Origin of the sequence: Noviluteimonas caseinilytica (genome assembly GCF_018406605.1) — a bacterium.
Classification (GTDB): Bacteria; Pseudomonadota; Gammaproteobacteria; order Xanthomonadales; family Xanthomonadaceae; genus Noviluteimonas; species Noviluteimonas caseinilytica.
The window spans coordinates 950,014-967,425 of record NZ_AP024545.1 but is presented as its reverse complement, the minus strand read 5'-3'; the positions used below and the strand labels follow the sequence as shown (position 1 = coordinate 967,425).

The window sequence follows — 17,412 nt, the reverse complement described above, 5'->3', positions numbered from 1 at the left end:
GCGCGTTCGCCGGCATAGCTCAGTTGGTAGAGCAACCGCCTTGTAAGCGGTAGGTCGTCAGTTCGATTCTGACTGCCGGCACCACATCGCCCATGCAGCGAAGGAGGTCGCCCGTGCTCGTCACGCTCGCCCGGTTCCTCGATCCGTGGGAAGCGCACGTGGTGTGCGCACGCTTGCGCGCCGATGGCCTGTTCGCGGAAGTGGCCAACGACCGGATGGCGATCGTCGACTGGCCGATGGCCTACGCGCTCGGTGGCACGCAGTTGCAGGTGAAGGCCGAGGACATCGCCGAAGCGCGCGCGATCTTCGACGCGTATCGCCGCGGCGAACTCGATGTCGAACACGATTCAGCGAACGACGACGCCCACCCCGAACCCGCGTGCACGTGCCCTCCGCAAGGCCCCGTCATCCCGTGGGGCGAACGCGCGCTGGTGATCGCATTGTTCGTGCTGGGCGGCGCGACGTTCCCGACGCGCACCGTCGGCGGCCTGTGCGCCACCTGCGGGAAGACGCGGCCTGCGTGACGCACGCGCACGCATGCCTGCGAGTACCATCGGGCCCATGAGCCGCACATTCCCCCCCGTTTCGCTCCTGGGTGCGCCGACCGACGTCGGCGCCGGTCATCGCGGTGCGGGCCTCGGGCCCGAAGCGCTGCGCATCGCGGGGCTGCCCGAAGCCCTCGTCGCGCGCGGCATCGACCTCATCGATCGCGGCAACATCGACGGTCCGCGCAATCCGTGGACGCCGCCGGACGACGGCTACCGGCACCTGAAGGAAGTGACGGACTGGAACCGCATGGTCATGCACGCGGTGGAAGCCGAACTCGACGCGGGCCGCATGCCCATCCTCCTCGGCGGCGACCACTGCCTCGGCGTCGGGTCCATCACGGCGGTCGCGCGCCACTGCCGCAAGACCGGCAAGAAGCTGCGCGTGCTGTGGCTCGATGCGCACGCCGACTTCAACACGCACAACGTCACGCCGTCGGGGAACATCCACGGCATGCCCGTCGCCTGCCTGTGCGGCCTGGGCCCGCGCGAACTCACGCACCTCGGTGGCGATGCCCCCGCGATGTCGGCGGGCGACATCCGCCAGATCGGCATCCGGTCCGTCGACGAAGGCGAGAAGCGCCTGGTGAAGGAACACGGCCTCGACGTCTACGACATGCGTTACATCGACGAAGTCGGCATGAAGCGCGCGATGGAAGAAGCCCTCGACGGTGTGGACGACAACACGCACGTGCACGTGAGCTTCGACGTGGATTTCCTCGACCCCAGCATCGCGCCGGGCGTGGGCACCACCGTGCCCGGCGGCCCCAACTACCGCGAAGCGCAGCTGGTGATGGAAATGATCGCCGACAGTGGCCGCATGGGTTCGCTCGACATCGTGGAGCTCAACCCGTTGCTCGATGCGCAGAACGCCACCGCGAAGCTCGCCGTCGACCTCGTGGAAAGCCTGTTCGGCAAGTCCACGCTGATGCGCGATTGACGCGCCGCCCACGAACTGCATTTCCGGCTGAACGGAACACACCGCGCAAGCGGCAATTCGACGTGGGCTTCACGGCCGGATGGGTCTGATGCGCCCACCGGACGACACATGTCGTCCTCGAATCGTCACCCAGGAGATTTCCATGAAGCAGTCGGCCATGAAGCGCACGTTCGCCCTGATGCTCCTCGCGCTGTTCTCGATGAACATGCTTGCCGCTTGCAACACCGTTGCCGGCGCCGGCAAGGACGTCCAGAAGGCGGGCGAGAAGGTCGAGACCAAGGCCGAGGATTGCAAGGACAGCCATTGCTGATCCGCTGCACGGAGGAGTGAGCGGCGCGCCTGCGCGCCGTGGCAGGGATGCAACGACAAACGGGCCGGTCCTCCGGCCCGTTTGTCTGTCCGCGATTCAATAACGCGGCGGATCCGGCACGAACCCCGCCGGGAACGCCTGCGGCCCTTCGCGCCAGCCGTACGCTGGCGGACGACGCAGGACGCCCATCGCGAGCAATGCGTTCTCGTCGTCGTAGCGCAACTGCGTGACCTGCGTGGGCGAGCGGCTCGCGCGCACGAACTGCGTCTGTCCCACCGGCGACCATTCGCGTGCGCCGTGGCCGGTGCCGAGTTGTTGCGGCATCGCGCTGGGTGCGGCGGATTCGGCAGCGGCACCGGCGGACGCGTTGCCCTGCGCGCGCGGCGAGGCGGCCTTCGCCGCGGCCTGGTCGCGGGATTCGGCGCGCTCGTACGGCGGCACCGAAGGAGAAGGGATGTAAGGCGGCGGCGCATACGCCACCGGCCGCGCTTCGCGATACACCGCGATCCCCACCACGCCCACGTTCTGCGGCCGCCCCGTGCGCGCGGCGTACGAATCGGGCAAGTCGGTGAACACGAATTGCGCAACATCGTCCATCGACTTGCGCCAGCCGGCGATCTCGGTGCTCTGCCAGGGTTCGAGCACGTAACCGGCCTGCGAGGGATCGGCGGTCTGGCCGGTCACCGCGTTCACGCCATCGACGGACAACACGACCAGCACGCGTTCGGCCGACTGGTTGGTCAGGCGCACCGCGTAGCGATGGCCGGGAATGCCGGGCACCCAGATATCGCCGCGGTACGGGGTTTCGGAGAGCCACTGGCCGGAATCGCGATCGACCAGGTCGATGTCCACCATCGTCCGCCCCCAGGCCGAGGGGCATCCGGTGGAAGCGAGCAGGGCAGTGAGCAGCAGGGCGTGGCGCAGCATGGTCGGGCTCCGATGTGGGTGGGCAGACGTGCAACGCCCGGGCCCCGCGCGCGGGGTTGCCGCGCGTCGCGGGTACACTGGCCCGCCTGTTTCCACGCCTCCCGCGAATGAGCCCCAAGACCCGCGTCCGCGTCCTGACCGGCATCACCACGTCCGGCACGCCGCACCTCGGCAACTACGTCGGCGCCATCCGCCCAGCGGTGGAGGCCAGCCGCGTCGACGACGTGGAGAGCTTCTTCTTCCTCGCCGACTACCACGCGCTGATCAAGGTGCAGGAACCGGCGCGCGTGCAGCGCTCCACGCTGGAAATCGCCGCGGCGTGGCTCGCGTGCGGGCTGGAGCCGGACAAGGTCTGGTTCTACCGCCAGAGCGACATCCCCGAGATCCCCGAGCTCACCTGGCTGCTCACGTGCGTGGCGGGCAAGGGCCTGCTCAACCGCGCGCATGCGTACAAGGCGGCGGTGGATCGCAATCGCGTCGAACAACTCGACGACGATGCCGGCATCACCGCCGGCCTCTTCATGTATCCCGTGCTGATGGCGGCCGACATCCTGCTGTTCAACGCGCACCGCGTGCCGGTGGGCCGCGACCAGGTGCAGCACATCGAGATGGCGCGCGATTTCGGCCAGCGCTTCAACCATCTGTACGGCGAGCACTTCACGCTGCCCGAAGCGGCGGTCGAGGAGCACGTGGCCACGTTGCCCGGCCTCGACGGCCGCAAGATGAGCAAGAGCTACGACAACACCATCCCGTTGTTCGCGCCGCGCGAGCAGCTGAAGAAACTGATCTTCGCGATCAAGACCGACTCGCGCGCGCCGGGCGAAAAGAAGGACACGCAGGAGTCGGCGTTGTTCCAGTTGTACCAGGCGTTCGCCTCGGCGAGCGAAGTGGACGCGATGCGCCAGGCCTACGCCGACGGCATCGCGTGGGGCGATGCGAAGGCGATGGTGTTCGAACGCATCGACCAGGAAGTCGCGCCGATGCGCGAACGCTACGACGGCCTGATGGCCAACCCGGCGCACATCGAGGCGCTGCTGCGCGACGGCGCGCAACGCCTGCGCGCGGCGCATGCGACGCCGTTGCTGGCGCAGTTGCGCGAAGCCGTGGGCCTGCGCGATCTGTCCAAGCGCGCCGAGGCAGCAGCCAGCACCGTCGAGAAGCGCGTGGCACCGACGTTCAAGCAATATCGCGAAGCGGACGGACAGTTCTTCTTCAAGCTCGTGTCCGGCGATCGCGTGCTCCTGAAAAGCGACGGCCACGCCTCCGCGCGCGACGCGGGACAACTCGTCGCCGCCGCGAAACAGGATGCCGGTGCGTCGCTGCGTTTCGACGGCGGGCAGGTCCACCTCGGCGAGCGCGTGCTCGGCCACGTGGCGGAAGGCGTCGTGCCGGCGGACCTCATCGAAGCGATGGCCGCGTTCGCCCCGCAGGACGCGTGATGTCGCCGTTCGTCGAAGGAAACCTGGCGGCGCTTCTGTTCGCCCCGTGGTTTCTCATCCTCGGCGTGCTGTACTGGCTCTATCCGCGCCAGCCGCGTCCGTCGTGGCGTCGCGGCTTCGACATCGGCGCGCTCGTGCTCGCCGTCGTCGTGTTCGTGCTGGTCCTGCACTGGGGGCAGGGCTGGGCCGACCGCGGCTATGGCCGCATGTGGCAGCAGATCGTCGGCACCTCGGTCTCCTACGGGGCCTTCCTGAGTGTGCTGGGCATCGCAGTCTGGGTGCGCCATCGTTTGCTGGCGGGTCAACGGGACCCGCGCATGGGCGTTCGTCACGGGCCCCGACGGTAGAATCGCCGTCCGCGGGCATTCGCCCCGCCTCGGCAGGATGCCGGCCCCGTCCCCCTGCATCCATCGAGCCCGAGCGCGGCCCCCGCCGCACCCCATGTCCGCTGTCCCTTCGTCATTGCTGTTCGATGCGCGCGAAGCCGAGCGCCAGGCCGCGCTGGATCGCTATGCGATTGTCGACACCGCGCCCGAACAGGCGTTCGACGACATCGCGCGGCTCGCGGCCACGTTGTGCAACACGCCCGCCGCGGCGATCTCGCTGATCGACCACGACCGCCTGTGGTTCAAGGCGCGCCTGGGCATCGACCAGCCGCAGCTCGTGCGTTCGCGCTCGTTGTGCGGGCATGCGATCGATGCACCGGACGAAACCCTGGTCGTGCACGACCTCGCGCTGCATCCGGGTTACGCGCAGCGCCGCCGCCTCGGTGGCCAGCGCCCGCGCTTCTATGCCGGCGTGCCGCTGCTCAGCCCCGAAGGCCACGCACTCGGCGTGGTGAGCGTGGGCGATGTCGAACCGCGCACGCTCACGCCCGCGCAGCTCGAAGGGCTGCGCCTGCTCACGCGCCAGACGCAGCACCTGCTCGAACTGCGCCGCTATCTCCTCGAACAGGGCCGCCTGCTGTCCGCGCGCGACGCCGAAGCGCGCGATGCCGAACACGCGCGCGACGCCCTGCAGCGCCGCCACGACGACCTCGAATACACCGCTACGCACGATGCGCTCACCGGCCTGCTCAACCGCGCCGGCATGACGCGGCTGCGCGCGCAGGCGAAGGCGCGCGGTGCGCTGGACACCACGCGATACGTGCTCGCGTTGCTGGACATCGACCACTTCAAGCAGATCAACGATCGCCAGGGCCACCTGTTCGGCGATCGCGCGCTGTGCGCGGTGGCCGATGCGATCACGCGTGCGATCCGCGGCACCGACATCGCGGTGCGCTACGGCGGCGAAGAATTCCTCATCGTGCTGCCCGACACGCGCCTGGACGGCGGCGCGGAAATCGCCGAACGCATCCGCCGGCAAGTCGAAGCCCTGGAGATCGGCGCGATGATCACGGTGTCGGTGGGCATCGCCGATGGCGGGCCCGGTGGCGAAACGCCCGAAGCGGTGTTCGAACGTGCCGACCAGGCGCTGTATCGCGCGAAGGCGATGGGTCGCAATCGCGTCGTCGCAGACGACACGCCGCGCTAATTCACCAGTCGTTGGGCTTAACGCCTTTCCCGGGTTCGCGCATCTTCACCACGCAGAACCGCTGCCCCGTCGGCGCTTCCATCACCCACCAGCGCTTCACCCAGCCGATGCGCTTTGCGCCGAGTGCTTCCAGGCGCGCGGCTTCGGCGTCCTGGTCGTCCGCTTCGATGTCCAGGTGCACGCGCGAGGGGTGTTCGACTTTCTGCACTTCGACGTGCAGGTCGGCCGGCGTGCCGGTGAACGCGGCGTACTCGGCCGCGCCGTCGACGTAGTGCTCGCCGACGTGCAGGCCGAGGGCCTTGCTCCAGAAGTCGGTGGCGACCCCGAGGTCGTCCACCTGGCAATCGATGATGAAACCCGCCAACCGGCTGCGGTGCGCCATCGCCAACTCCTTGCGTCAGGTCAGTGCGACTTCGCCAGGTCGTCGAGCATCGCCTTGAGGAAGCGCGCCGCTTCGCCGCCCGTGCAGGCGCGGTGGTCGAAGGTGACCGACAGCGGGATGACGCGATGCGATTCGAACCCGCCCATCACCGGCGTCATCTGGTGGCGGCCCTTGCCGGCGGCGACGATCGCCACGCACGGCGGCACGATCACCGGCGTCGCGTAGCGGCCGGCGAACATGCCGAAGTTCGACAGCGAGATCGTGTAGCCGCTGAGCTCCGACATCGGGATCGAACGATCCTCGACCTGCGTGCGCAATCGATTGACGGCTTCGCGCACGCCGCGCGCATCGAGCATGTCGGCGTTGCGCAGCGCGGGCACGAACAAGCCGTCGTCGGTGTCGACCGCGATGCCGATGTCCACGTGCGGGTGCAGCGTGCGGGTCAAATTCTCGCCATCGAACCACGCGTTGAGCGCGGGCACGGCCTTCGCGCCGGCGACGATCGCGCGCACGAGGCGCCCGGTGATGTCGTTGCCCGGCACCCAGGCGTGGATGTCGGCGTCGTCGCTGAGCGTGGTCGGCACGACCTTCGCATGCGCGTCGGCCATCACGCGCGCCATGTTGCGGCGCACGCCCTTGAGTTGTTCCGGCTGGCCCGTGGCCTGCACGCCCGGCGGTTGCGTGCGCATGGGCTTGCCGGCCATGGACACGGTGCTGCGAACACTCCCCCCGGCGGGGGGAGTCGGCGCGACAGCGCCGGAGGGGGCAACGTCGCGACGCACGCCCGCCGCACTCGCGGCTTGCTGCAACGTCGACGGATCCGCCGCCGCATTCTTCACGTCTGCATTCGTCACCACGCCATCCGGCCCGGTCGCCCGCACGCGCGCGATATCCACGCCGAGCTTGCGCGCCAGCGCACGCACCGCCGGCAACGCCTTGACGCCACCGACCGCGACCGCGGATTCGCTGCGCACAGCATCGGACGACTGCATCGCGCCGACCACCGTGCCGCTGTCCTGGCGCGCTTCGGCCTTCTCGGTCTTCGGCGCTTCCGCCGTGCCGCCTTCGCTGATCACGCCGCCTTCGTCCGAGGCCACGACCTTGTCGCCGCCATCCACGTGCGCACCGGCGCCCTTCGGCGGCCCGTGGTGGTGGCCGGTGTCCTGGCCTTCGGCGCGCTGCGGCATCGACGGATCGATCTCGAACTCGGCGAGCAGCGTGCCGGTGACGATGACATCGCCCGCGCCGCCGCCGACCTTCAGCACCTTGCCCGACACGGGCGAGGGCACGTCGACCACGGCCTTCGCCGTTTCCATCGACACCAGGTTGTCGTCGAGCTTGATCGTGTCGCCGACCTTGACGTACCACTCCACGACGGTCGCGTCGGGCAGGCCTTCGCCGAGGTCGGGCAGCAGGAATTGTTTCGTCGCCATGCGGATGTCCTTAGCTGTGCGAAACCGCGCGCTTGGCGGCGGCCACGATCTTGTCCACGCTCGGCAGGTACTTCATCTCCAGGCGGAACAGCGGGATGTGCGTGTCGTAACCGGTGACGCGTTCGACCGGCGCGACGAGGTCGAACATCGACTCCTCGGCCAGGCGCGCGGCGATCTCCGCGCCGAAGCCCGCGGTCTTCGGGGCCTCGTGCACGATCACGCAGCGGCCGGTCTTGCTCACCGATTCGGCGATGGTCACGAAGTCCAGCGGACGCAGCGTGGCGACGTCGATCACTTCGGCGCTGATGCCGTCCTTCTCGAGCGCCTCGGCGGCTTCCAGGCATTCCTTCACCTGCGCGCCCCACGTGACCAAGGTGACGTCGGTACCGTCGCGCAGCACGTAGCACACGTCCAGCGGCAGCGCTTCGCCGTCGTCGGGCACGAGTTCCTTGTACTGGCGATAGATGCGCTTGGGTTCCATGAAGATCACCGGATCCGGATCGCGGATCGCAGCGAGCAACAGGCCGTACGCACGCGCTGGCGAAGACGGCAGCACGACGCGCAACCCGGGCACGTTGGTGAAGATGGATTCGTTCGCTTCGGAATGGTGTTCCGGCGCGCGGATGCCACCGCCCCACGGCACGCGCAGGACCATCGGGCACGTCAGCCGCCCGCGCGTGCGGTAACGGAAGCGCGCGGCGTGGCAGATGATGTGGTCGACCATCGGATACACGAAGCCGTCGAACTGCGCTTCGGCGACGGGCTTCATGCCCTGCGATGCGAGGCCGACCGTGAGGCCGGCGATCGTGGTTTCGTCCAGCGGCGTGTCGAGCACGCGCTCGGATCCGAACGTGGCCTGCAGGCCGGCGGTGGCGCGGAACACGCCGCCGTTGACGCCGACGTCTTCGCCCAGCACCACGACGGTCTCGTCGTTGCGCATCTCGTACGCGAGCGCCTGGGTGATCGCTTCGATCAGGGTGATCGCGGGAGCCTGCTTCTCGGTTGCTGCCTCAGCCATGACCGCGACCCTCCCACGCAATGGCCTGTTCGCGCTGCGCGAGCAGGTCCGGCGGCGGATCCCCATAGAGGAAATCGAACATCGCCGCCACCGGCTGCACCTTGCTTTCCAGGTACGCGTTGATTTCGATGTCCACCAGCTTGCCGCACTCCTCGATCCACGCCGTTTCCTGCGCTTCGGTCCACGCGCCGGCGGCGGTGAGGTAGTTGCGCAGGCGCACGTGCGGTTCGCGCGCCCAGGCCGCCTTGACTTCGTCTTCGCCGCGGTAGCGGCGCGCGTCGTCGGCGGTGGTGTGGTCGTGCAGGCGATAGGTCATGAACTCGATGCAGCTGCCGCCTTCGCCGTTGCGCGCGCGGGTGATCGCGCGACGCATGCCTTCGAGCACGGCGATGAGGTCGTTGCCGTCCACCTGCAGGCAGAACAGCCCGCCGGCGATGCCCTTCTGCGCGAGCGTCTGCGCGCCGGTCTGCGACTTGCGCGGCACCGAGATCGCCCAGCCGTTGTTGATGATGCATTGGATGAACGGCAGCGTGTACGCACCGGCGGAGTTGATCGCCGCGTACGTATCCGTCTTCGAACTGCCACCGTCGCCGCAGCACGTCACGGCCACGCGCTTCTCGCCGCGCAGCTTGAACGCGAGCGCCGCGCCCGCGGCATGCAGGCACTGCGTGGCGATCGGCACGCACCACGGATAGTCGTGCTTCGGGCCGGAGAAATCGTTGCCGCGTTCGTCGCCGCCCCAGTACATCAGGACTTCGCGCGGCTTCACGCCGCGCATGAACTGCGCGCCGTATTCGCGGTAGCTGGGGGCGAAGACGTCTTCGGGCAGCATCGAGGCGCCGATGCCCACGTGCGTGGCCTCGTGCCCGAGGCACGCGGCATACGTGCCGAGCTTGCCGGTGCGTTGCAGCGCGATGGCCTTCGCATCGAAGGTGCGCACGTACAGCATCTGCTTGAACAGCGGCACGAGCGCGGACGCATCGCGGAAGGCCTGCGGGAGTTCCGCGACGGCTTTGCCGTCCGGCCCGAGGTACTGCAGGTATTCGATCTGGAACTGTGCGGCGAGGGTCATGCGGACGTCGTCCCGGCGACAGGAGCCCGGGATCATAACCGCTGCGCGTGTTCAGGCCGCGTGCCGTCGGCCGGGGGCGCCGCCGGCCGGCCGAAAAAAAGCGCGGCCCCGGAGGGCCGCGCCGTGGTGCTGCATCGTGCCGGGATCAGCGGATGCGCGTGCTGCTCGTGGCCGTGTTGTTGCCGGTCACCGGATCGGGCGACGCCGACGTCACGTCGACCGACAGGTCGAGCAGGTCGTTGGCGGGCCGCTGCGGCGAGGTGATGGCGAGATCCACCGTCCAGACGCCGTTGCTGCCCATCGCCCCGTCCAGCGTGCAGGTGACCTGGAAGCCGACGGGCGCCGCCGACTTCGCGCAGGTCCAGCCTGCGGGCGCATTCACCACCACCGCGTTCGGGGCGACATCGCCGCTCGCGTGCAGGACGGGCTGCCATGCCGCGGCCGGGCCGGCGTTGATGATGCGCGCCGGGTAGTGCGCCACCACGTTCGGCTTCGCGCCGAGCACCGGGCCGGACACCGTGGCCCGCAGGTCGGCGCGGCCATCGATGGCCACCGTCGCCGACGCGCCGTTGTTGGCGTTGGCCGGATCGGTGATCGACGAGGCGACGCTCGCGGCCACGTGCACTGATCCGGCCACCATCGTCACCGGCACAGCGACGTCCATCCCGAAGCTCGCCGAGGCGGCCGACGCGAAGTCGGCGTTGCGGCAGAGCACGGTCGTCGTCGTCGCATCCACCAGCGGCGCATCGCACGTCCAGCCGGCCGGCACGGTCATCGTCGGCGACCACGCGCCATCCAGCACGAAGGCGACCGAGGCGTTCAACGCGGCATTCGGGCCCGCGTTGTCCACCTGCGCATCGAAGTGCGCGGTGTTGCCCGGCAGCACCGTCGCCGGCGCGGTCATCGCCATCCGCACATCGGCGCTGCGGAACGACGCCAGCGACACGCGCACGCGCACCGGGTCGTGGTCCGACACGCGCACGGGCGTGGACGCATCGCCGAAGTTGTCGACGCCGAAGTCCGCGTTGATGCGCGGATGGTCGACTTCGACATGCATCGCATCGGCGATCAGCGCCTGGTTGAGCAGCACGTGGTCCAGGCTCTGCGCGTTGCCTTCGAACACGTACGAGTAACGCTCGCGCGGCTGGGGCACGAATTCCGAGCCATCGACCAGCGGCGTCGTGAGCGGCGAGGGCACGGCGGTCAGCACTTCGGCATCCGGTGCGGGCGACCCCTTCACCACGCCGAGCACGTCCACGTAGCCGTCGTTGAACTCGAACGCATTGAAGTCGCCGACCAGCACGATGCGTTCGCCCGGGTTGGAGGACTGCATCGATTCGATCAAGCCCGCGGTGTAGGCCGCCTGCGCCGCGCGCTTGCCGCGCACGCGCGCGCCTTCGGTCGCCCAGCCGCTGCTGCCCGAGGCGCTGTCGTCCACGCCGTTGAGCGAACGCAGGTGGTTGACGACCACGCTCACCGGCCAGGTGGCGCCGTTGTCCTGGTGCACGATCGCGCGCATCACCAGCGGCGGGCGGTCGTTGAGCAGGCTGGTGGTGCCGTTCGGGTTGGCGAAGGTCGCGTCCTTGCCGAACTGCGTGACCGACGCCACTTCGACGCGCGGGACGCCCGCACCGTTGTCGCGCGTGCTGGCGAGCACGCCGACGTTGATGCCGCCCACGTCGTTGCCCGGCACCAGGTACGGCACGTAATGCGGCGCGTGCGAGGGGCACGTGGCATCGATGCGCGCCGACAGCAGTTGCAGGATGCGCAGGTTCTCCACTTCCACCACGCCCAGGATGTCCGGCGTCTTCAGGTAGTCGCAGATCGCCCATGCGGTCTTGCCCAGTCGCATGTCGAGCGCGGCGGGCGTGAGCGTCGGCGCGCCGTTGCCGTCCGGCACTTCGTCGAAGAAGCGCAGCAGGTTGAAGCCGCCGATGGTGGCTTCCTCGTAGCGCGCATCGTCGACCGCGGTGGGCACCTTGCCGCCGGCGACGACGGGCACCTTGTTCGCATCGGGCAGCAGCGCCCAGGTGCCGTCGAAGTAATCGAGCACGCCTTCGAGGTTGCCGATGGTGGCTTCGTCGTCCACCGCGATCGGCAACGCGCCGACCTGGCCACGGCTGCGCACCATCAGGCGTTCCTGGTTGGTGTCGAAGCGCGGCGGCGTCTTGCCGGCGGGGATCGCGATGGTGTCCAGCACGCCGATGCCCGGTTCGCGGAACGGCGTGGCGACGTCCGGTGCGGTGACGTAGAACACGCCGTCGGTGGTCGAGGTCGCGTTCGCTTCGTTGATGCTGCCGTCGGACGCGCCGACGACCACGGCCTGCGCCATCGACACGCGCATGCCTTCGAGGCGTTCGAGCGTGCCGGGCAGGGCGCTGGCGTTGAGCAGCGCGGAATCAAGCACGACCGGCGCCGGGATCGCGTTGCCCGTCGTCAGCACTTCGACCGTGGGCTCGATCATTTCGGTGATGCTGAGCTGGTTGAGGTTGGTCGACGGCGTGTATTCCTGCACCTTCGCCGTCACCTTGACGCGGTCGCCCACGTTGACGGTGGGCGCGGTGCTGGTGAACACGAACACGCCTTCGGACGTGGCGGGATCGGCGTCGACGTTCGCGTCTTCCACCTGCAGGAAGAAGCCGTTGTTGAACTTCTTCGCGGTGACCACGCCCTGCACTTCGACGCGCTGGTTGGCGACCGGCGACTGCAGGCCGTTGCCCTGCACGTCGTGGATCGACATCGGCGTGGCCGGATCCGGCGGCGGCGGAGGTGCGCTGCCGCTGTTGTGCGGGTCGGCAGCCAGGCCCTGGAAGTCTGCGGCGTTGTTGTTGGTGTCGGTGGTGCCGTTGTTCTTGCGTTGGTCGGATCCGAATGCCGCCACGCTCGGGGCCGGCGCCGTGCCTTCGAAGCAATTCGCGCTGCCATAACCGACGAAGTCGACCGCCGAGGCCAACGGGCATGCGCCCGACAGCGTCACCTGGTTGGCGACCAGCGCCACCTTGCCGGCCGTCCCGGACATGGCGATCGTGCCGGTGGCATCGGGTGTCGGCAGCGCGGTGCTCCCACCTGCGCCATCGGCTTCCTTCACCAGGTAATAGCCGCCCGCCGCGATCGAGCCGGTGAGATTGGTCCGCTGCCACGTGGTCCCCACGGACGAGGCGTACTGCACCGACCAGGTGGAGAGATCAACGGCCGTCGCGCCGTTGTTGCGCAACTCGATGAAGTCGCTCTTGAGCGTGGCGCCACTGTTGCCGCCCGACCCGTACACCTGGCTGATCACCACCTGCGCATGGGCTGCGCCCATCCCGCCGCAACACAGTCCTACCGCGAGCGCCAGCTGGCGCACGTGCAATTTCATCGACGATGTCCCCTGAAGTTGGAGTGCGGGCCCGAAGGCGCGCTGGTTTCTTGGTTCTTCTTGTTGGCGTGCCGCCCCGGCATGGTCCCCACCCGGTGTGACACGCGTCTTACTCTAGCCAAGCTGCGCTACCCTTGCCCGCTGCAATGCGGCAAAGACGCACATGACCATCGAAGACAACGAACGTCCGCTCGAAGCCGGCATCCATACGGACCTGTCCGGCCGGATGACCTACGGCGGGTACCTGCAGCTGGAACGCCTGCTCGGTGCGCAGGAACCACTGTCGGTGCCCCCGCACCACGACGAACTGCTCTTCATCGTCCAGCACCAGGTCTCGGAGCTGTGGATGAAGCTGCTGATCCACGAGTTGTCGTCGGCGATCGTGCACCTGCGCGAAGACCGCCTGGACGCGTGCCAGAAGATCTTCGCGCGCTGCAAGCAGGTGCTGCGCCAGCTGACCGAAATGTGGTCGGTGCTCGAAACGCTCACGCCGTCGGAATACATGGAATTCCGCGAGATCCTGGGCCCGTCGTCGGGCTTCCAGTCGCTGCAGTACCGCACCATCGAATTCCTGCTGGGCAACAAGAACGCGGCGATGCTGCGCGTGTTCGCGCACGACGAAGCGGGCCAGGCGAAGCTGCGCGCCGTGCTCGAAGCGCCCAGCCTGTACGACGAAGCGCTGCGCTACCTCGCGCGCCACGGGCATGCCGTGCCCGCGCACCACCTGGAGCGCGACTGGTCGAAGCCGCACGCGTTCTCGCCGGACCTGGTGCCGGTGTTCGAACACGTCTACGAAGACACGAAGTCGCACTGGGCCGCGTACCACCTGTGCGAAGACCTGGTGGACCTGGAAACCCAGTTCCAGCTGTGGCGCTTCCGCCACATGCGCACGGTGATGCGGATCATCGGGTTCAAGAAGGGCACGGGTGGCTCGAGCGGGGTCGGGTTCCTGCGCCAGGCGCTGGAGCTCACCTTCTTCCCGGAGCTGTTCGAGGTCCGCACGGTCATCGGCGTCCCCGGGGATGGCTACGGGCAACCTTCCGATCGAAGGTGAGCCGTATTAAGGAAACTGCTGCGCTGCACCATCACGGATGGGGGTTTGACGGCGCACGCGCCGGCCGGTGATGCTCGGCCGGATCGCCTGCCATCCCGGCACGCACTACCTTCGAACCAAACAGGGGCCACCGCATGAATACAGCGGCGACGACAGAGGGCGCGAGCGCGTCCATTCCGGAATTCCGACAGGTCATGGGGCATCCCCGGCCGTTGTGGATGCTCTTCATGACGGAGTTCTGGGAGCGCTTCGCGTTCTACGGCATCCGCTGGGCGCTGACGCTGTACATCGTGCAGGCCTTCTACGCCGGCGGCGGCGAGGGCGAAGCGCCCGCCAGCCGCATCTACGGTGCGTACCTGGCGCTGGTGTACGCCGCGGCGATCTTCGGCGGCTACGTCGCCGACAAGATCCTCGGGTACCAGCGATCCATCCTGCTCGGCGCGGTGGTGATGGCGGCGGGCCTGTTCATGATCGCCTACCCCGACGAGACGGTCTTCCGCCTGGGCCTGGCGACGGTGATCGCGGGCAACGGCCTGTTCAAGCCGAACATCTCGACGATGGTGGGCAAGCTGTACACGCCGACCGACCAGCGCCGCGATTCCGGGTTCACGCTCTTCTACATGGGCATCAACCTGGGCGCGATGGTCGCGCCGCTGCTGACGGGCTGGATGGCCGAGCACATGATGGGCGGCACGCCCACGATGCCGACCTACAAGATCGTCTTCATGGTGTCGGGCGTCGGCATGCTGATCAGCCTGGTGTGGTTCTGGTTCGGCCGCCGCCAGCTCGAAGGCATCGGCCGCCCGCCGGAAGAAGGCGCCGCCGGCAAGCGCAAGGTGCTCTACGTGCTGGCCGCGGCGATCGTCGCGATCCCGGTGATCTTCTTCCTGCTCAGCATCGACGCCGGCACGCTGCAGTACGTGCTCAGCGCGATGTTCGTCGTGCTGTGCGTGATGATCCTGATCGAAGGCGTGCGCGAAGGCCCGGTGCAACGCGACCGCGCGATCGCGATGCTGCTGATCTTCCTGTTCAACGTGCTGTTCTGGTGCTTCTTCGAACAGGCGGGCAGCTCGTTCAACTTCCTCGCCGAGAAGATCGTGGACCGCGACATGTTCGGCCACGTGTTCCCGGTGGGCTGGTTCCAGTCGGTCAACTCGCTGGCGATCATCGTGTTCGCGCCGATCCTGGCGTGGACGTGGGTGAAGATGGGCACGCGCAATCCGTCGATCCCGCGCAAGTTCGGCCTGGGCATCATCTTCAATGGCCTGGCGTTCCTGCTGCTGATGGGCGCGCTGTCGGGCATGGTGGATGCGGCCGGCAAGATCCCGTTCTGGACGCTCTTCATGGTCTACGTGATCCAGTCCATCGGCGAGCTGTGCCTGTCGCCGATCGGCCTGTCGATGACCACCAAGCTGGCGCCGCTGAAGCTCGTGGGCTTCGCGATGGGCGGATGGTTCCTGTCGACGGGCATCGGCAACAACCTGTCGGGCATCTTCGCCAGCCACGTCAGCGGCGAGACCGGCATGACCGTGGCCTCGGCGTACTCGGGTTACACGCAGGGCTTCATCATCCTGATGGTCGGCGGCGTGGGCCTGTTCCTGATCGCGCCGTTGATCCAGAAGCTGATGCACGGCGTGAAGTGACGCAGTGGCCCGCGCAAAGCGCGGCTAGCCACTGCGTCATCCCCGCGTAGGCGGGGATCCAAAAAAAGGCGGCCTCCGGGCCGCCTTTTTTCATTCCAGCATCGCGGGCAATCCGGTGTTGGCGAGCTTGTCGAGGATGCGCTCCAGTTGCGCGCGTTCGTCCGCATCCAGCGTCGCAAGCAACTTGCGTTCGCGCCCCAGCGCCAGCGGCACGATCTCGTCGTAGATCTGGTAGCCGGCTTCCGACAACGTGAGCACCGAACGCCGGCGATCGTCGCCATGCATCTCGCGCGTCAGCAATCCGCGTTCCAGCAAATGCGCGACCGCGCGGCTCACGGCCACCTTGTCCATCGCGGTGCGCTCGGCGACGGTGTTCGCCGACAACGCGGGATACCGCCCCAGCACCGCGATCACGCGCCACTCGGTGATGCCGAACCCGAAGCGCGCCTGGTACAGCCGCGCGATCGCCTGGCTGATGCGGTTGGACAGCACGCTCAGCCGGTAGGGCAGGAAGCGGTCCAGGTCGAGCTCCGCGTGGTCGTGGTCGGCGTGCGGGTCGGGCGTATTCACGAACATCCCCCGGGGTATGGTTTCAGCTGAAACTATGGAGGTGTAGGATGCGCCTCCTGCCCCCTTGTCCCCCGGAAGAATGCCATGAGCGCCCAACCCAACCTCGGCATGCAGGTCACCACCTTCGAGAACCCGATGGGGATCGATGGCTTCGAGTTCGTCGAATTCGCGGCCCCGCAAGGCCAGGGCGACCTGCTGCACGACTATTTCCGCCGCATGGGCTTCACCGCCGTGCTGCGCCACAAGACGCGCGCGCTGACCGTGTATCGCCAGGGCGGCGTCAATTTCCTGGTCAACGAAGAGCCCGATTCCTTCGCCGCCGACTTCGCCGCCGCGCACGGCCCGAGCGCCTGCGGGTTCGCGATCCGCTTCCGCAAGCCGGCCGATGAAGTCTGCAAGACCGTCCTCGGCAACGGCGGCGAAGCGATCTCGCACAAGCCGGACACGAAGGCGGTCGACGCGCCCGTGGTCAAGGGCATCGGCGATTGCATGCTGTACCTGGTCGACAAGTACGGCGACAAGGGCAGCATGTACGACGACTTCCTGCCGGTGCAGGGCGCGGATCAAAATCCGAAGGGCTTCGGCCTGACGTTCATCGACCACCTCACGCACAATCTCTACTTCGGCAACATGCAGAAGTGGTCGGATTACTACGAGCGCCTGTTCAACTTCCGCGAGATCCGCTACTTCGACATCAAGGGCAGCAAGACGGGCCTGGTGTCGAAGGCGATGACCGCGCCGGACGGCATCGTGCGCATTCCGCTCAACGAATCCAGCGATCCGAAGTCGCAGATCAACGAATACCTCGACGCCTACAAGGGCGAGGGCATCCAGCACATCGCGTGCTTCACCGACGACATCTATTCGACGGTGGAAGCGATGCGCGCCGAAGGCATCGAGTTCCTCGACACGCCGGACACGTATTTCGACGTGATCGACCAGCGCGTGCCGAACCACGGCGAAGACGTCGCGCGCCTGGCGCGCAACAAGATCCTGATCGACGCCGACGCCGAGACCAAGCAGCGCAAGCTGCTGCAGATCTTCACCCAGAACGCGATCGGCCCGATCTTCTTCGAGATCATCCAGCGCAAGGGCAACGAAGGCTTCGGCGAAGGCAACTTCCAGGCGCTGTTCGAGAGCATCGAACGCGACCAGATGCGTCGCGGCGTCCTGTAAGCGACGAATTCC

General features: G+C 67.9%; 15 protein-coding genes, 1 tRNA gene and 1 pseudogene. 10 read left to right on the top strand and 7 right to left on the bottom strand.

Features of this window, described 5'->3' with window-relative positions; translation table 11 throughout:
• Positions 1-8: 8 nt before the first annotated feature.
• The 4 genes from LYSCAS_RS04795 (at position 9) to LYSCAS_RS04780 (ending at position 1,795) form a co-directional block, all read left to right on the top strand.
• Positions 9-84 (top strand) — tRNA-Thr (locus tag LYSCAS_RS04795).
• A gap of 29 nt (positions 85-113) precedes the next feature.
• The gene (locus LYSCAS_RS04790; RefSeq protein ID WP_213436213.1) at positions 114-524 is read left to right on the top strand and encodes a hypothetical protein; all 411 of its coding nucleotides are present in this window, start codon (positions 114-116) and stop codon (positions 522-524) included.
• A 37-nt stretch (positions 525-561) separates the two neighbouring features.
• Positions 562-1,485 (top strand): arginase, encoded by a 924-nt coding sequence (gene rocF, locus LYSCAS_RS04785; RefSeq protein WP_213436211.1) that lies wholly within the window; start codon positions 562-564, stop codon positions 1,483-1,485.
• A 157-nt stretch (positions 1,486-1,642) separates the two neighbouring features.
• On the top strand, positions 1,643-1,795 hold the full coding sequence (locus LYSCAS_RS04780) for an entericidin A/B family lipoprotein (protein WP_213437595.1): 153 nt from the start codon (positions 1,643-1,645) through the stop codon (positions 1,793-1,795).
• Positions 1,796-1,891: 96 nt separating this feature from the next.
• Here LYSCAS_RS04780 and LYSCAS_RS04775 read toward each other — a convergent pair whose 3' ends face one another.
• Positions 1,892-2,722, bottom strand: coding sequence for a hypothetical protein (locus LYSCAS_RS04775; RefSeq protein ID WP_213436209.1), 831 nt, complete (start codon positions 2,720-2,722; stop codon positions 1,892-1,894).
• Between the two features lie 107 nt (positions 2,723-2,829).
• Between LYSCAS_RS04775 and LYSCAS_RS04770 the strand changes: the two are divergent.
• The 3 genes and pseudogenes from LYSCAS_RS04770 to LYSCAS_RS04760 all read left to right on the top strand — a co-directional run.
• Positions 2,830-4,041 (top strand): annotated as a pseudogene (locus LYSCAS_RS04770) (tryptophan--tRNA ligase); the annotation flags it as partial.
• Between the two features lie 119 nt (positions 4,042-4,160).
• Positions 4,161-4,508: a hypothetical protein gene (locus LYSCAS_RS04765; protein ID WP_213436205.1), complete on the top strand. Its 348-nt coding sequence runs from the start codon at positions 4,161-4,163 to the stop codon at positions 4,506-4,508.
• Between the two features lie 94 nt (positions 4,509-4,602).
• Positions 4,603-5,694 (top strand): GGDEF domain-containing protein, encoded by a 1,092-nt coding sequence (locus tag LYSCAS_RS04760; protein WP_213436203.1) that lies wholly within the window; start codon positions 4,603-4,605, stop codon positions 5,692-5,694.
• A 1-nt stretch (position 5,695) separates the two neighbouring features.
• On the opposite strand, the gene LYSCAS_RS04755 is transcribed toward LYSCAS_RS04760, so the two are convergent.
• The 5 genes from LYSCAS_RS04755 to LYSCAS_RS04735 form a co-directional block, all read right to left on the bottom strand.
• Positions 5,696-6,076 (bottom strand): VOC family protein, encoded by a 381-nt coding sequence (locus LYSCAS_RS04755; protein WP_213436201.1) that lies wholly within the window; start codon positions 6,074-6,076, stop codon positions 5,696-5,698.
• Between the two features lie 20 nt (positions 6,077-6,096).
• A complete protein-coding gene (locus LYSCAS_RS04750) occupies positions 6,097-7,509 on the bottom strand; it encodes a dihydrolipoamide acetyltransferase family protein (RefSeq protein ID WP_213436199.1) in 1,413 nt (470 codons plus the stop codon).
• A 10-nt stretch (positions 7,510-7,519) separates the two neighbouring features.
• Positions 7,520-8,527 (bottom strand): alpha-ketoacid dehydrogenase subunit beta, encoded by a 1,008-nt coding sequence (locus LYSCAS_RS04745; protein WP_213436197.1) that lies wholly within the window; start codon positions 8,525-8,527, stop codon positions 7,520-7,522.
• Positions 8,520-9,599 (bottom strand): thiamine pyrophosphate-dependent dehydrogenase E1 component subunit alpha, encoded by a 1,080-nt coding sequence (locus tag LYSCAS_RS04740; RefSeq protein WP_213436195.1) that lies wholly within the window; start codon positions 9,597-9,599, stop codon positions 8,520-8,522. Before LYSCAS_RS04740 ends, LYSCAS_RS04745 begins: the two co-directional genes overlap by 8 nt.
• 145 nt (positions 9,600-9,744) lie before the next feature.
• A complete protein-coding gene (locus LYSCAS_RS04735) occupies positions 9,745-12,957 on the bottom strand; it encodes a lamin tail domain-containing protein (protein WP_213436193.1) in 3,213 nt (1,070 codons plus the stop codon).
• Positions 12,958-13,120: 163 nt separating this feature from the next.
• On the opposite strand from LYSCAS_RS04735, the gene LYSCAS_RS04730 reads away from it, so the two are divergent.
• Positions 13,121-14,011, top strand: a complete 891-nt coding sequence (locus tag LYSCAS_RS04730) for a tryptophan 2,3-dioxygenase (RefSeq protein ID WP_213436192.1) — start codon at positions 13,121-13,123, stop codon at positions 14,009-14,011.
• Positions 14,012-14,145: 134 nt separating this feature from the next.
• Positions 14,146-15,654, top strand: coding sequence for a peptide MFS transporter (locus LYSCAS_RS04725; RefSeq protein WP_213436190.1), 1,509 nt, complete (start codon positions 14,146-14,148; stop codon positions 15,652-15,654).
• A gap of 90 nt (positions 15,655-15,744) precedes the next feature.
• Here the strand turns inward: LYSCAS_RS04725 and LYSCAS_RS04720 are convergent, their stop codons facing one another.
• Entirely contained in the window at positions 15,745-16,230 is a 486-nt protein-coding gene (locus tag LYSCAS_RS04720) for a MarR family winged helix-turn-helix transcriptional regulator (protein WP_213436188.1), read from the bottom strand.
• Between the two features lie 102 nt (positions 16,231-16,332).
• Between LYSCAS_RS04720 and hppD the strand changes: the two genes are divergently transcribed.
• Positions 16,333-17,400, top strand: a complete 1,068-nt coding sequence (hppD, locus tag LYSCAS_RS04715) for a 4-hydroxyphenylpyruvate dioxygenase (RefSeq protein WP_213437593.1) — start codon at positions 16,333-16,335, stop codon at positions 17,398-17,400.
• Positions 17,401-17,412: the final 12 nt, after the last annotated feature.